Below are 14,470 nucleotides of genomic sequence, written 5' to 3'. Positions count from 1 at the left end.
GAGGATGATCGCCCGCACCAAGAAGGAGAAGAACATGTCAGCTGACCGTGAATCGTGGCCGACGCTGGACGAGCTGCTGCGCGAGGAGGACGAGCTGGAACTCGCGGGCCTGTCCGAGACCGACGCGTACGAGCTGGGGATTCTCGCCGTCACCGCCGCGACCGAGCAGCGGCTGCCGGTCTCGGTGGGCGTATGGCGGGCCGGACGGCAGCTGTTCCACTGTGGCCTGCCCGGGTCGACGGCGGACAACGACGCGTGGCTGCGCCGCAAGGGGCGAGTGGTGATGCGGTTCGAGCACTCCTCGCTCTACATGGCCCGGCTGTGCCAGGACAAGCAGGTGACGTTGGCCGAGCGGTTCGGCCTGCCAGCCTCGCGGTACGCGGCAGCCGGGGGCGCAGTACCCCTGCGCGTACGCGGCACCGGTGTGGTGGGCTGGGTCGGTGTCTCCGGGCTGCCGCAGCTGGACGACCACCGTTTCGTGGTCGACATCCTGCGCAAGCTCCCCCGCTAGCGCGTTCCCGGCGGCCTCGCCTGCGAGGAGGCCGCCGGGTCAATCGCTCAGCGGGCGCGCCGGTTGGCGCGCAGGGCGCCCAGGAGCACGCCGGGGCGGGCCAGCGAGTGCGGGTGTTCGCGCATGGAGACGACGTCGTTGAACCGCCGCGCGGTCGCCACGTCCGTGATGGTCGCGGCGATGACCTGGCTGCTGGCCCAGCGGGAGAAGCGGTAGCCGCGCGGGTAGGGGCCGTCGACGTGGGGCAACGCCAGGTCCGCCGAGGTGGAGAGCGACCAGGCGGCGTCCACCACGACCTTCTGGAGCGCGAGGTAGTGGCGCGCGGGCACCCGCAGGTCCGGATTGGACCGAAGGTACGTCGACAGGCAGGCCGCGTGCAGGGCCGCCGCCGTCATGCCCTGCCCGTACACCGGGTTGAACGACGCGACGGCGTCACCGACGCTGATCAGGCCGGCCGGGAACCGCTTGAGCGCGTGGAAGTCCCGTCGTCGACTGTCGGCATGGTGGTAGGTCTGGACGTCGCCGATCATCTCCTGGTCGGCGACCTCGGCGAACTCCGGTGGGAACTGCTCGCGCAGGCGTCGGACGAAGTCGTCAGCGGTACGCCCCGGACGGTCGTTGCCGTAACCGGCCATCATGGCCATCCACCGGCCGTCCTCGATGGCGAAGAACGCGGCCCCGGCCACGTCCATCGCCGTCCTCGGCGTGTTCAGGGCCAGGACGACAGTCGAGGCCGGGGTGACCTCCGGGCGGCGGAACAGGGCTGTCGCGTAGTTGAGGTGCACTGTCATCCGCCGGGTGACGGGCCGGTCCCAGTCGGCCTGCTCCAGCCAGTCCGAGAGTCGGCTGGACCGTCCCATGGCGTCCACCACGAGGTCAGCGCGTTCGACACCGGGCACCCCACCGACCTCGCAGTGGACCCCGGTGACAGCGGTGCCCTCGAACACGAGGCCGGTGGCGCGGGCGGTGATCGTCTTGACGTTGGGCAGTCGGAGCACCTGCTGGCGGATCAGGCCCTCCAGCAGCGGCCGACTGCCCGCCAGACTGTCGGCGTCGTCGGGAACGACGACCTTCGGACGCCCGTCGAGGTAGTTGCGCCGGGCCGCGGGCGGCGCCTCGACCGCTCCGCGTGCCAGTGCCTCGTCGCGGAATCCGGGAAACAGCCGCTCCAACTGGAAGAGGCCGCCGGGCAGCAGCGCGTGCAGCTGCGTCCCCTGGGGTACGCCGGGCCGCGCGCCGGTCACCTGCGGGTCGTCCCGGTCGATGATGAGGACGGTGTCGGCGTGGTCGGACAGCACCCGGGCGGCCAGTAGGCCGGCGACACTGCCGCCGACCACGACGGCCGTGCCCATGGTCGGGGCCGGCTGGTCAGGGGGTCGAGCCGCATTCAGCTCTGCGAAGACCCGGGACGGGGAGAGGGACATCGTGCTCTCCAAGGGGGTAACGGGGTGTGTGCCCTCCCCGGTCACTGTCCGCGACCGTGCGCGGACAGACCGGTGGACGGTCGTTCGACGTTTTGCCCGCCGATCGTCGCACAACCACCTGAACGGCAACCCACTGTGTCCGCCAGATGACCACCTGTTGACCGATGGGCCGGACGGGTCCGACATTCGGACGGGTCAGGTGGCGCGTCCTCTGGCCGGCTGCCACGATCTCCGGCATGCCCGTTGCACGCCGAACTCTGCTCGGGGCCGGCCTGGCCGCCGCGACCTCCGCCCTCACCGCTTGCGGTGCCACCGGCGCGCCGAACTCCGGTTCGGCCGGCCCTGGCGACGCGGCGACCGGGAAGGGCGCCCCCGGCAGCCGGGCCGGATTTGGCCCGGCGGGAGACGCAGGGCCGCCGCTGCGGGCACCGGACGCACCGGTCGGCGGCAACCCACCAGTCCGTCAGGCTCCCTACGCGCAGGACGTGACCGCCCTGCTCCGGCGACACCTGCCCGCGACCTCACAGACCCTGCAACACAAGGGTTTTCCCGGTGCTGTCGCTCTCGTCCTGGTCGGCGGGAAGGTGACGGTGCACAGCGCTGTCGGTGAGGCGCTGCGTTATTCGGCAGGCCCGAAGCTGCTCGCGGCGAACCAGCGCGTCGCGATGCGCCGGGACTCCATCTTCGACCTCGCCTCGGTCACGAAGGTGTACACGGCCATCCTGCTGTTGCAGCAGGTCGACAAGGGCCGTGTCGACCTCGGCGCTCCGGTGCGCGACTACCTGCCCGCCTTCACCGGCACTGGCAAGGAGCGGGTCACGGTCGAGATGCTGCTCACCCACACCAGCGGCCTCCCGGTCGGCGCCACTGTCACCGGCCTGCCCGACAATGCGGCCCGCTGGAACGCCGTGCTCGGCACGCCGCTGGTCTCCGGCGCCGTGCCGGGCAAGACGTTCCGCTATTCCAGCGTCGGGCTCATGGTCGCCGGCAAGATCGTCGAGAAGGTCACCGGCCAGCGGCTCGACCAGGCGCTCAAGACCAACCTGACCGACCCGCTCGGCCTACGCGACACCGGCTTCAACCCGAACAGCTGGCTGTCGGCCGCCGCGAAGGCCAGCCGACTGGTCGCCACCGACGCCCGCTCGTCCCGGGGACTGCTCCGTGGCGTCGTCCACGACGACGTCGCCAACCACCTCGGTGGCATCGCCGGTCACGCCGGCATCTTCGCCTCCGCGACCGATCTGGCGGCCATCGGTCAGCTACTCCTCAACGAGGGGGCCCACCGGGGCGAGCGGATCCTCGCCGCGGCGACGGTGCGCCGGATGCTCACCAACCACAACGCCGGCAAACCCGCCATCGACCCCGAGCGCCCCAACCGGACCTCGGCGCACGGCCTCGGCGTCGTGCTCAACCAGAGCTGGTTCATGGGGAAGCTCACCTCCGCCCGGACCTTCGGCCACACCGGATTCGCCGGCCCCTCGCTCCTGGTCGCGCCCGACCGCAAGCTCGTCCTGGCGCTGCTCACCAACCGCGCGCACCCCAACTGGAGCTGGTCGAACCCCGACCCGGTCCGCGCCGCTGTCGGCGACCTGCTCGCCACAAAGGTCAACTGACCGGAGGGTGTGGACCATCACGCCCCACCCTGACACGATACTTGCGCTAGTAGTGCAAATACTTCGTCCGTCCTGGTGGAGGATCGATGCACACATCTCGCCGGAGCCTGCTCTCCGTGCTGGCCGGGGTCGCCCTCGCGGCCAGCCTGTCCGCCGTCGCCGTTCCACGCGCCGCCGAAGCCGCCGCCCCACCGACGTACCGTCCAGTGATCTTCGTACACGGCAGCGCGGGATCGGCCGCGCAGTTCGAGACCCAGGCCAAACGGCTGGCCAGCAACGGGTACCCGATCGACATCATCGAAGCCCACGAGTACGACTCCCCGAGCATCGCGACGATCCTGCCCCAGGTTTACGCGGGACTCGACGCACGGATCTCCCGCCTGCTGGCGGCCACCGGCGCGGACCGGGTCGACCTCGTCGCGCACTCGCTGGGCACCTTCGTCTCACAGGGCTATCTCAACAGCTCGCCGGAGCGTGCCGGCCGGGTCGCGCACTACGTCAACCTGGACGGGCGCACCGCGACCTCCCCGCCGGGTGGTGTGCCCACCCTCGCCATCTGGGGCGAGGGTGACCCGGCCCGCACCGTCGTCGGCGCGACAAACGTGCACCTGCCGAACCAGTCGCACACCCAGACCGTGTCCTCGGCGGAGTCGTTCACCGAGATCTTCGGCTTCCTCCGGGGCCGCGCGCCCCACACGACGCGGATCGTTGCGCAACTCTTCGGCACCGCCCGGGTCTCCGGCCGCGCCGTGCTCTTTCCGAGCAACGTCGGTGTCACCGGTGCGACAGTCGAGGTCTACCTGGTCAGCCCGCTGACCGGCGGCCGACTGTCACACCGGCCCGCACACCGGCTGTCGCTCGGCGGCGACGGCTCGTTCGGGCCCCTCCCGGTGCTCGCCACGGCCCGCTACGAGTTCGCCATCGTGCGCCCGGGCGCCGCGACGCACCACTTCTACTTCCAGCCGTTCCTCCGCTCGGATTCGTTCGTGCGCCTGGCGACCAGCGAGCCGGGCGAGGGCCTCAGCGGCCTGGTCGAGACCAGCGACCGGCACACGGCGCTCACCATCCAACGGCAGAAGGAGTGGTGGGGCGACCAGGGCGACGCCGGCGACCACCTGTGGATCAACGGCAGGGATGTCCTGAACGCGGCGAACGCGCCCCGCGCCAAGCGGACGATCGGCATCTTCGCCTTCGACGACGGCAGCGACGGCGTCACCGACCTGACGGCCCCGTTGCCGGAGTTCTTCAGCCAGACCTTCATCACCGGCATGGACGTCTTCATCCCGGCGACACCGGCACACCTCGGCCTGGTACGGATCACCGTGGGCCAGCGCGGCGGCGGCCACGAGGTGATCAACGTGCCCAACTGGAGATCGAGCACCGACCGGGTGACGGTCAGCGTGGACGACTTCTGACCGCGTCTCGCGGACGGCCCGGCCACCTCAGGTCGAGACGGTGGCCGGGACCCCGCACTCGTCAGACGGTGGCCGGGACCCGCTCGCGCACTCGTCGCCCGACGGCGAAGCTGACCAGCCCCAGGATCAACCCGACCACCGCCAGAACGACGCCCACCCGGGCCGGCGCGAGGTAGCCGAATCCGGCGGCGATGGCGACGCTGCCGAGCGCGGCGCCCAGGCTGTTCGCGATGTTCATGGCCGACTGGTTGACCGCCGCACCCATCAGTTGTGCCCCCGGGGCGACGGTGATCAGTCGTGCCTGCAGGACCGGACCGAGATACAGGCTGGTCGCACCGACCAGGAACGCGCCGACGAACAGGCCGACGCGGGTCGACGCCACGAGGCTGAACACGGCGATACTCACGATCATCGCCACGAAGCCGATGACCATGCTCCGCTGGAGGTCGCGGTCCGCCAGCCAGCCGCCCAGGGCGTTGCCGACGGTCATGCCGAGGCCCACAGCGACCAACGTCCACGGCACCGTCGCGGCGGAGAGGCCGGTGACGTCGGTGGTGACCGGAGCGATGTAGGTGTTCACCGCGAAGAACCCGGCGAAACCCACCGCGCCGGTCGCGGCGACCAGCCAGACCTGCGAGGTCCGCAGCGCCCGCAACTCGGCGGCCGGCGAGCCGTCGACCGCCGCGGCGACCTCCGGAACGACCGCCAGCACCGCCAGCAGGGTGAGCACGAAGAAGCCGGCGATGACCAGGTACGCGACCCGCCAGTCGACAGCCTGCCCGAGCCGCGTGATGAGGGGAACGCCAACCAGGTTGCTCACTGTCAGACCGCCGAGCACCGTGGCGAAACCACGGGCCTCGTTGCCGGGGCCCATCAGGGTCGCCGCGAGCAGACCGGCCGCACCGAAGTACGCGCCGTGCGGCAGCGCCGCCGCGAACCGGGCCACCAGCACCAGCTCGAAGGTGGGAGCGAGCGCGGACGCGACAGTGCCGACGGCGAACAGCACGAGCAGCCCGAGGACGAGCTTCTTGCGGGGCAGGCGCGCGCTCAACGCGGCGATCAGCGGCGCGCCGACGACCACGCCGAGCGCGTAGGCGGTGATCATCCAGCCCGCTCGGGCGACGGCGTCCGACGACGACTGCGCGTACTCGTGCGGAAGCAGACCACGGGCGATGTCGGGCAGCAGCCCCATCGCCACGAACTCGGTAAGGCCGACAGCGACGCCGCCCAGTGCCAGGGCGGCCAGCGCCGCCAACCGTCGACCTCTACTCAACTCGATCACCGAAAAAATTTAGCAACAGCGTTGCGTAATAGGGTGGTGAGATGACTCGCGTCACTGCCGATGTCACCTTCCTCCGCGGCTACAACCAGGCACTGGTCATGGCGGTGGGGCGCACTGCTCGCACGTTCGAGCGCTCGACGGTGGTTCAGGCCACCGGCCTGACGCCACAGGCGGTCTCCAAGGTCATCGCCCGGCTGACCGCTGACGGCCTGATCCGCCCCGCCGGCGTCCGGCGTCCGGGCATCGGCAAGCCCGCTGTCGTCTACGAACTCGTCCCGGACAGCCGGTACGCGATCGGCGCCCACGTGGCCCGACGCACGCTGCGGCTCGTCCTGGTCGACCTGGCCGGCACCGTGCACCACTCGGCGGTCAGGCCACTGCCCCGCGACTTCACCCCGGAGCAGCTCCTCGACGCCCTGAGCGCCGGCGTCGACACGATGGCCGGCACCGGCGACCTGCGGGGCCGGCTCACCGGTCTGGGCATCGGCATGATCGGCCCACTCGACCACGCCAACGGCCTGGTCCGGGACGCCCACGGCCTGCGGCACTGGCACGACGTACCGCTGCGCGAGATCGCCGAGAAACACCTCGGCCTCCCCGTCCACCTGGACAAGGACGTCACCGCGGGGATCACCGCGGAGGCCTGGCGGCACGGCGCGACGTTCGGCGACGCGGCCCTCATCATGGTCGAGTCCGGCATCGGCGGAGGCTTCTGGCTGGGCGGCGCGGCCCACCGGGGGGCGCACACCAACGCGGGCGAGTTCGGCCACACGGTCGTCGACCTGACCGGGCCGCGCTGCGTCTGCGGCCGGCACGGGTGCCTGGAGATCGTGCACCACCGGGCCGCCGAGGCCGGCGACATCGCCCACGCCGCCCGCGTGCTGGCCGTCGGCGTCGTCAACCTGCTCCAGACCCTCGACCTCGCCCACGTGGTGCTGGCGGGCGCGGACCTCCTCCGACACCCGCAGACCTATCTCGCGGCGGTCACCGAGGCCGTCGGGGCGGACACCCGGCGCGCGGACTGGCTCAGCACCACTGTGGCCCTGTCCACCCTCGGCGCGGACGTGATCGCCGCGGGCGCCGCCATGCAGGTCCTCGACCAGCACTACGGCATCCCGGAGCTGGCCCATTCCTTGATCGGTGGCAGCTGAGCAGCTCGACACGCCGAGCGACGCCCTGCTGAGCTGCCACCGATCGCCGCGAGGTCAGATGCCGGCGACGGGGGCTCGCCGCGTCGCTACGCCACCACGGCGTCGGTGTGCGTTCGAGTACAACCGCTGGCCGGGCTCTCGCTGAGCGCGATGACCTCGTCGAGCCGCTTGCGCGCCTGCCGGAGTTGGGTGATCTGCCGATCGATGCGGTCGCGTTCGGCGCGCAGCATGGCCCGCGACTGCGGTGTGTTGACCTTCGCGTCGACACAGGGCAGCAGATCCAGGATGGTTCGGCTGGACAGGCCGGCGGCGTACAGCATCTGGATCAGATACACCCGGTCGACCGCGTCGTCGAGGTAGTGGCGCTGGCCGCCACTGCTCCGTGCGGCCGAAAGGAGGCCCTGCTCCTCGTAGTAGCGCAGGGCTCGTACCGACACCCCGGTCTTCGTGGCGAGTTCCCCGATCCGCATGGACCCCTCCCCCAGGCTGGTGACGCCAGCCACACAGCCTTCTCCCTCACGTGCACGTCAGGTTTTACCGTAGCTCGCATACCGACTTCCCTGCGGCGACGGCGCTGTGACTCACTGGCAGACCCGCCAGTCGCCGTCTTCCTTGACCAGCGCCACCCCCTGCGTGAACCTCGCACCGGTGGCCGCCTGGACCGCCTCGACCTGGACGGTCCCGGTGACCCGCCCGTTGTAGTTGTTGACGTTCACGCCGGTGATCTCGTAACTGCTGATCTTCAATTGCGCGCCCTGGATCCGGGCGAAGTCCTCCTGCGGCATGGTGTCGCGCACCCGGTCGCACAGCCGCCCGTACGCGCCCGCGTAGTTGCCCGCCTGCACGTCGTCGAGGTAGGCCGTCGCCGCCGCCCGGACCGGTTCGACGGTGTCCTTGACCGAGCGGTAGAGCCATACGCCGACGCAGGTGCCAACCACGCAGCACAACGCCAGGAGGGCGCCGACGACGATCAGGACCGTACGAAGCGTCCGGTTGGGCCTCGGGCCGGGAACCATTATCGGCTCGTACGTCATGACCCGGAGGGTAGGACTGCCGGGCCAGCGGCGAGAGCCCGCCCGGGCGCCCGGTGGTTCAGCCTTCGGAGGCGGACGGCCCCGGCGTCGGCACGTCACCGGCGACCGCACGGGCGGGCGGCGCCTTCGCCGGGGCCGGTCGCAGATCAGCGGGTACGGGTAGCGCGCTGCCCTTGACGAACTGGCCCCAACTGGTGTTCCAGGCCGTCCAGCCGTTGCCCGACTGGAGCCGGACCTCGGTGCCGGTGAAGGTGACCAGGTCACCGACCCGGGTGACGCCCATCAACCAGTCGGCGTTGGCCGCCGAGATGTTCGTGCAGCCGTGCGAGACGTTGCGGTGTCCCTGATCCGACACCGACCAGGGTGCCCCGTGGATGAACTCGCCGCCCCAGGTGAGCCGTTGCGCGTCCTCGACGTTCACCACGTAGCCGCCGTTCGGCTCGCCGCGCGTGTCGAACGTGGTGTACTGGTGCTTCTCCATGATCACCATCTTGCCGCTGGACGTGGGGGTACTGCGCTTGCCCAGGCTGACCGGGATCCTGCGGATCAGCTTGCCGTCGCGCAGCACGCGCATCTGCTTGGTGGCGTTGTCGACTTCGAGCGCCACCTGCCGTCCGATCCGGGACGTCGCGGTGCGGTCGGCGTCACCGACGTGGTTCTTGCCGATCGGCAGCCCCGCCAGGCCAGCCCGGACACTGATGGTCGTGCCGGGCCGCCATAAGTCGGGAGCCCGGTAGTAGACCTGGCTGCCGTCGTCCACCCAGGACCAGGCACCCGGCTGCGGTGGGTTCGTGGTGACGAACAGCCGACGCTGCACGTCGGCGCGGGCCGCCCTGGCGATGGGCGGATCGAAACCGATGGTCACCGGCATCGCGGTGCCGTACGTCTGCTTGTCGGCGAAGTACAGGGTGCTGCTGACCTGCGGCTTCGTCGACGCCGCCGCGGTGGTGAAGGTGGTGGTGCGGGTGGTCGTCCGCCCGGAGTCGCCGGTGGCCGTCACCGCCACGGTGTAGGTCTGCTGCGGGCGCAACGGAGCGCTCGGCACCCAGGCCGAGCCGTCCTCGCGTGGCTCCGCCCGGACCAGCGCGCCGGTGTCGTCGACGATGCGCACGGCGGTGATCTTCCCGCCCGTGACGAGCGGAGCCACCTCGGCGCTGAGCGGCACGTCCCGGGAGAGATCGGCGGGCGTGAGGGTCAGTTCGGGCGAGGGCACCACCTGCTCGGCGGGACGCACGGCGGCCTTTCGCTCGGTGGTGCACCCACCGAGGACCAGCGGTGTCGCCGCGACGGTCACCGCAACGAGCGCCATACGCCTTCGTAAACCCATCGAACGTCCCCCGGCTTCCGCGTGCTCCGTGGCGGCAATTCTCTCCGCGCCGACGGCGCCCTGTGCTGTTTCCGGAAATCACGCAACGAAGGTGGGAGCGTTCGGACGCGGTACGCGGTCCGGTCCGTCGGTTGCGCTTCCCTTTCGTGATCCTCGGGGCATCGAAGCGTGATGCCGCCGTGGAATGCTGGCCGACATGCGCGGAAGACGACGTCAATGGATTCTGCTCCCGCTTCCCCTTCTTCTCCTGACGGCCTGCACCCCACCGGATGAGCCGATCCTCGCCCTCGCCGTCCAGGACGGCCAGCCGGTCGGCGTCCTGGTCACCTGCGAGGACAGGGTTGCGCGCCTCGCGGTATTCGAGAACAACCATCAGGGTGAACCGGGCAAACGAACCCTGATCAGGTGGAGCATCGACGGCCCGCCCGCGAGCGAGATCGTGGAGGTCACCCTGTTGGGTCAGCCGCCGGAGGGCTGGGAGGTCGCCGGCGTTGTCGGTACCCCAGCGGCCGAGGCGGGCATCGATCCGGACGTCGAGCCGCTCACCGAATTCCGGCCCGGGGTCACCTACACCGTCGTGGGGTCAAGCCGCCGTGACTCCATCCCGGTGGACTTCACCCTCGCGGACCTCCCACGGATCGGCCCGGACCAGGTGCTGGCGCCGCGCGGACAGGACTCGACGACTGTCGTGTCCCGGGAGACCTTCCTGCGCAAGGCACGGGACAAGTGTTGAGCAGGACGGCGGTCGCGGGGACCCAGCAGAGAAGCAGAGTGCCGCCGCAGCCGTCGATTACGGTTTTTAGAGGAAAATCAAAGAATTGAGATTGAGTCGACATCGCGGCGGCTCCGCAGAGCTGACCAGGCAATCGCTGAGCGCTATTTAAGGGAGAATTAATCGTTTCAGTGGGAAACGAGCAGGGGGCCGACTCGTATTCTTCGTGCTCGGAAGAAAGGTGCGCCCCCGTTGATAAATCTCCGATCCACCCCTCGACGCCGCCGTTCAGTCACCGCGCTGCTGCTGCTGAGCGTGGCGCTCGCCGGCGGATGCAAGGAGGCGCCGGGCACGCCCGGCGCGTCCGGCCCGTCCAGCGACACCGGCATCGGCTTGCCCGGCCCGGACGCGCCGGCGGCCACTACGCCGGGCGACCCGTCGGCCACGCCGAGCGCCCCGGGCACCTCGGCCACCCCGTCCGCGCCGGGCAAGCCGGGAACGCCGGCGACCAGCGCCGCCCCGCCCACCGCATCCGGAGGCTGGATCACCATCGACGCCGCCGCGCAGGCCGCCGCGACGAAGGCGTTCTTCGCGCGTAAGCCCAAGCCGGTGACCGGCAACCCCGTCAAGGTGCCCGAATTCAACGTCGGCTGTACGACCAGCCACCACAACAGCGACGACCCGATCGTGCTGCCGAAGCTGGTGGGCGGCTCGCACAACCACACGTTCTGGGGCAACAAGTCGACCGATGCCAACTCGACAGCCGAATCGCTGCGGGCGTCCAAGGCGACCACCTGCAACTCGCCGGACGACCAGTCCGCCTACTGGGTGCCGACGATGTACCAGAACGGCAAGGTCGTGGACCCGAAGGAGGTGACCGTCTACTACGGTTCCCGCCTGAAGGACCCGAGCAAGACCCAGCCCTTCCCGTTCGGCCTGCGAATGATCACCGGTAACGCCAAGAACCAGGTCGACACCCCCGACAAGCAGGGCAACCATTTCTGGTGCGCCGGCATCGGCGGCGAGATCGGCCGCAGCGCCGACAAGACGTTCCCGGTCTGCGCCAAGACCGCGAACATCGTCCGACAGATCACCTTCCCGGACTGCTGGGACGGCAAGCACCTGGACAGCCCCGACCACAAGGCGCACATGGCCAACGGGGACCACACCGGGGCCTGCCCCAAGAGCCACCCGGTGCCCGTTCCGTCGGTGTCCTTCGTGATCTCGTACCCGTTGAGCGCGAACACGGACGGCATCACGCTCGCGTCCGGCACCTCGTTCTCGATGCACGCGGACTTCTTCAACGCGTGGAAGGACGAGGCGCTCGCCGCACGGGTGCGCAACTGCCTCGACCAGGGCGTGAAGTGCAACTCGGCAGGTAACTTCTAGTCCACGCGGCACGACGGCGGCGGCCGGTCACCCCGAAACGCGGGGGTGACCGGCCGCCGTAGCGTCGATCAACTAGAGCCGGGCGGCGCCCGCCTCGGTGGCCTCCTGCACCGCCGAGGTACGGCGGACCTCGGCGCGCTGGTCGCCGGCGTCCTCCCGATCCGGGCCGGCCACCCGGGCCGACCGGTTGGTGGTCGTGGCCGCCTGGTCGCCGGTCACCCCGCCACGGATTCGGTTGTTGGCGGCCACCTGGGCGACCGGGTTGTTGTCGGTCACCGTCAACTGGCCGTTGATGATGTTGTCGTCGACGGTGACGCCGCCGGTGGTGCTGGTGATGCTCACGTCCCCGCCCCAATAGCCACCGGAGGCGCAGCTGTCGAGCGTGCCGTTCGGGCCCACCTGCACGCCGCCCAGGTTGCCGGCGAACGTGGCCTTGCCGCGCACCGCGCTGCCGCACACGACACTGCCTGTGGCGCTGTTGAGCACCGACAGCGTGCCGTCCACGAACGAGTCGTGCAGATCGGTGTAGTAGGTGCCGGTGCTGCTGAGGTTGCGCTGCACCTGGGTGCCACCGTCGAGCCGGACCTCACCGGCGCCGACGGTGACGGTCCCGGCGACCGTCGACTCCTCGGCGAACAGGAAGCTGTCGATGGTCGCGCTGCCCTTCGGTCGCACTGTCACGTTGCCGGTCTGGGCGTTGGAGAGGAAGATGCCGTATCCGCCCGCGGCCAGCACCACCTGGCCGTCGACCGTGGTGTTGGTGGCATCGAGGTAGCCGTCCGCGGACACGCGCACCTCGCCGCTGACCCGGCCACCGGTCACCACCAGATTGCCGCCGGCCGCGACGGTGACGTTGCCGGTGATCGTGGTGCCGGTGAGCGCGCAGGACTCGCCGGCGGGCACGAGCAGGTCGTTGGGCACTGTCACCGCGCCGCCGGTGCCGATGCAGTGGGTGACCAGGTCGGCGTGTGCGGTGGGCGCCACGGCCAGCACCGAGGCCGCGATGACGGCGCTCACGGTGGCGAGCTTGGCGACGGTACGTCCGGGCATCGTGGTACTCCCTGTCGGTGAGGTTCGAGGACTCATGCGCCGACGTCCGATCGGGCCGCGGCCCGGACGATGGCGCCCTGCTGCCGCCGGTCGAGCGTGCCGCCGGTCACGAGCGCGGCGGTGACCGCTTCGACGTGTCGGACGAATTCGGCGTGGCCGGGGTAGTCGGCGTGTTCGTCGATCAGATCGTTGATGGTGCAGCCGTCGCCGGTGTCCACGTTGCCCACACCGGTGTCCCCGCCGTCGATGATCACGGTGGCCCGGGTGTCCGAGTCCGGGCAGCGGTCGGTGCCGTCGACCACCACCGTGAACGACGTCGACTGCTCGGTGGAGGAGTTCCCCGCCGTGTCGGTGGCCCGATACCGCAGTGTGTGCGCGCCGGGTGCGCGGACGGCGACCGGGGCGGTGTACGCCGTCCAGGCCCCGGTGTCGAGCGCGTACTCGATCTTCGCCACGCCGGACTCGGCGTCGGTGGCCGTGACGGTGACTGTCGCGCCGCCGACGTACCCACCGTCGTCGTTGCGGTCACCGGCCACAGCGGCGGCGACAGTGGGTGGAGTCGTGTCCTCGGCCTGCGGCTCGACGACTGTGAAGTGGGACATCTGCTCCGCCGACGTGTTCCCGGCGACGTCGGTGGCCCGGTAGTGCAGCATGTGCATCCCGGCCGCGTTCACCACGATCGGGTTCGTGTACGCGGTGAAGGCCGCCCCGTCCAGGGCGTACTCGATGGTGGCGACGCCGGATCCGCTGTCGGTGGCGGTCAACGTGGCGGTGGCCGTACCGATGTAGTTGCCGTCGCCGTCGCGGTCGCCGGCCAGCGCGATCGCGACCACCGGCGCTGTGGTGTCGTCCTCCCCCGGCTCGACGATCCGGAACGCCACCGAGCCGACGGCGCTGGTGTTGCCGGCCTGGTCGGTAGCGCGGAACTGCACGGCGTGGTCGCCTATCGCTGTCACAGGCACCGGCTCGGTGTACGGCAGGAAGCTGGTGTCGTCGACCTGGTACTCGACGGTCTGCACTCCCGAGTCGGCGTCGGTGGCCGTCACTGTCACGGTGGCCGCGCCGAGGTAGTTGCCGTCCTGGTCCTGGTCGCCGGAGACCGCGGCGGTCACTGTCGGCGCTGTGGTGTCGCCACCGCCACCGCCGTCGGTGACCACCAGCTCACCGACCATCGAGCTGTGGCCGGGGATCGAGCAGAAGTACCGGTACCGGCCCGGCGTCAGCGTCACTGTCGCCTGGTGGCGGCCGTCGTTGGCGTCGAACGGGCTGGCCAGGATGTTGAGTGTGACGTCGTGGTTGTAGCCCTCGGTGCTGGTGTCGAAGGTCAGCGTGTGCGGCATCCCGGTGGTGTTGCCGGTGGCCGCGCTGTTCTCCCAGATGATCGTTGTCGCTCCGGCCACCGCCGTGGTGGGCGCGGACTTGTACTGGGTGATGCTGTCGTCGGCGGTCCAGGTCAACACCTGGTCGGCGGCGACGCGCGGGGCGGCGGAGGCGGGCGCCACTGCCAACGGGATCACCGTGAGCAGGAGCGCCGCCAGCGCGGCCGTCAGTCGTCGGGTCAT

13 protein-coding genes are annotated in these 14,470 nt (G+C 70.5%); 6 read left to right on the top strand and 7 right to left on the bottom strand.

Features of this window, described 5'->3' with window-relative positions; genetic code table 11:
• The first annotated feature begins 34 nt into the window (after nt 1-34).
• Complete coding sequence (locus AB0C19_RS16750; protein ID WP_357185662.1) at nt 35-511, top strand: heme-degrading domain-containing protein; 477 nt, start codon at nt 35-37, stop codon at nt 509-511.
• Between the two features lie 47 nt (nt 512-558).
• Here AB0C19_RS16750 and AB0C19_RS16745 read toward each other — a convergent pair whose 3' ends face one another.
• Complete coding sequence (locus tag AB0C19_RS16745; protein ID WP_357185659.1) at nt 559-1,935, bottom strand: FAD-dependent oxidoreductase; 1,377 nt, start codon at nt 1,933-1,935, stop codon at nt 559-561.
• 236 nt (nt 1,936-2,171) lie between these two features.
• Here AB0C19_RS16745 and AB0C19_RS16740 point away from each other — a divergent pair, with 236 nt between their 5' ends.
• Complete coding sequence (locus tag AB0C19_RS16740) at nt 2,172-3,548, top strand: serine hydrolase domain-containing protein (protein ID WP_357185656.1); 1,377 nt, start codon at nt 2,172-2,174, stop codon at nt 3,546-3,548.
• Nucleotides 3,549-3,634: 86 nt separating this feature from the next.
• On the top strand, nt 3,635-4,963 hold the full coding sequence (locus AB0C19_RS16735; RefSeq protein ID WP_357185653.1) for an alpha/beta fold hydrolase: 1,329 nt from the start codon (nt 3,635-3,637) through the stop codon (nt 4,961-4,963).
• 61 nt (nt 4,964-5,024) lie between these two features.
• Here the strand turns inward: AB0C19_RS16735 and AB0C19_RS16730 are convergent, their stop codons facing one another.
• Nucleotides 5,025-6,245 carry an MFS transporter gene (locus tag AB0C19_RS16730; RefSeq protein ID WP_357185650.1) on the bottom strand — a complete coding sequence of 407 codons (1,221 nt, stop codon included), beginning with the start codon at nt 6,243-6,245 and terminating at the stop codon, nt 5,025-5,027.
• 41 nt (nt 6,246-6,286) lie between these two features.
• Here AB0C19_RS16730 and AB0C19_RS16725 point away from each other — a divergent pair, with 41 nt between their 5' ends.
• The gene (locus AB0C19_RS16725) at nt 6,287-7,396 is read left to right on the top strand and encodes an ROK family protein (protein ID WP_357185647.1); all 1,110 of its coding nucleotides are present in this window, start codon (nt 6,287-6,289) and stop codon (nt 7,394-7,396) included.
• An 86-nt stretch (nt 7,397-7,482) separates the two neighbouring features.
• Here AB0C19_RS16725 and AB0C19_RS16720 read toward each other — a convergent pair whose 3' ends face one another.
• The 3 genes from AB0C19_RS16720 to AB0C19_RS16710 all read right to left on the bottom strand — a co-directional run bounded on the left by AB0C19_RS16720 (nt 7,483) and on the right by AB0C19_RS16710 (nt 9,739).
• Complete coding sequence (locus AB0C19_RS16720) at nt 7,483-7,866, bottom strand: MerR family transcriptional regulator (protein ID WP_357185644.1); 384 nt, start codon at nt 7,864-7,866, stop codon at nt 7,483-7,485.
• A gap of 111 nt (nt 7,867-7,977) precedes the next feature.
• Nucleotides 7,978-8,430, bottom strand: a complete 453-nt coding sequence (locus AB0C19_RS16715; protein WP_357185642.1) for a hypothetical protein — start codon at nt 8,428-8,430, stop codon at nt 7,978-7,980.
• Nucleotides 8,431-8,488: 58 nt separating this feature from the next.
• A complete protein-coding gene (locus AB0C19_RS16710; RefSeq protein ID WP_357185639.1) occupies nt 8,489-9,739 on the bottom strand; it encodes an Ig-like domain-containing protein in 1,251 nt (416 codons plus the stop codon).
• Nucleotides 9,740-9,953: 214 nt separating this feature from the next.
• Here AB0C19_RS16710 and AB0C19_RS16705 point away from each other — a divergent pair, with 214 nt between their 5' ends.
• Nucleotides 9,954-10,490, top strand: coding sequence for a hypothetical protein (locus AB0C19_RS16705; RefSeq protein ID WP_357185636.1), 537 nt, complete (start codon nt 9,954-9,956; stop codon nt 10,488-10,490).
• Nucleotides 10,491-10,721: 231 nt separating this feature from the next.
• Entirely contained in the window at nt 10,722-11,858 is a 1,137-nt protein-coding gene (locus AB0C19_RS16700) for a DUF1996 domain-containing protein (RefSeq protein WP_357185632.1), read from the top strand.
• A 72-nt stretch (nt 11,859-11,930) separates the two neighbouring features.
• Here the strand turns inward: AB0C19_RS16700 and AB0C19_RS16695 are convergent, their stop codons facing one another.
• Both AB0C19_RS16695 and AB0C19_RS16690 read right to left on the bottom strand, forming a co-directional pair.
• A complete protein-coding gene (locus AB0C19_RS16695; protein WP_357185630.1) occupies nt 11,931-12,908 on the bottom strand; it encodes a hypothetical protein in 978 nt (325 codons plus the stop codon).
• Between the two features lie 32 nt (nt 12,909-12,940).
• On the bottom strand, nt 12,941-14,470 hold the full coding sequence (locus tag AB0C19_RS16690) for a plastocyanin/azurin family copper-binding protein (protein ID WP_357185627.1): 1,530 nt from the start codon (nt 14,468-14,470) through the stop codon (nt 12,941-12,943).

The organism is Micromonospora sp. NPDC048842, assembly GCF_040649935.1.
Classification (GTDB): domain Bacteria; phylum Actinomycetota; class Actinomycetes; order Mycobacteriales; family Micromonosporaceae; genus Micromonospora; species Micromonospora hortensis.
The sequence above is the reverse complement of the archived record's forward strand: the minus strand, read 5'-3'. Positions and strand labels throughout refer to the sequence as shown.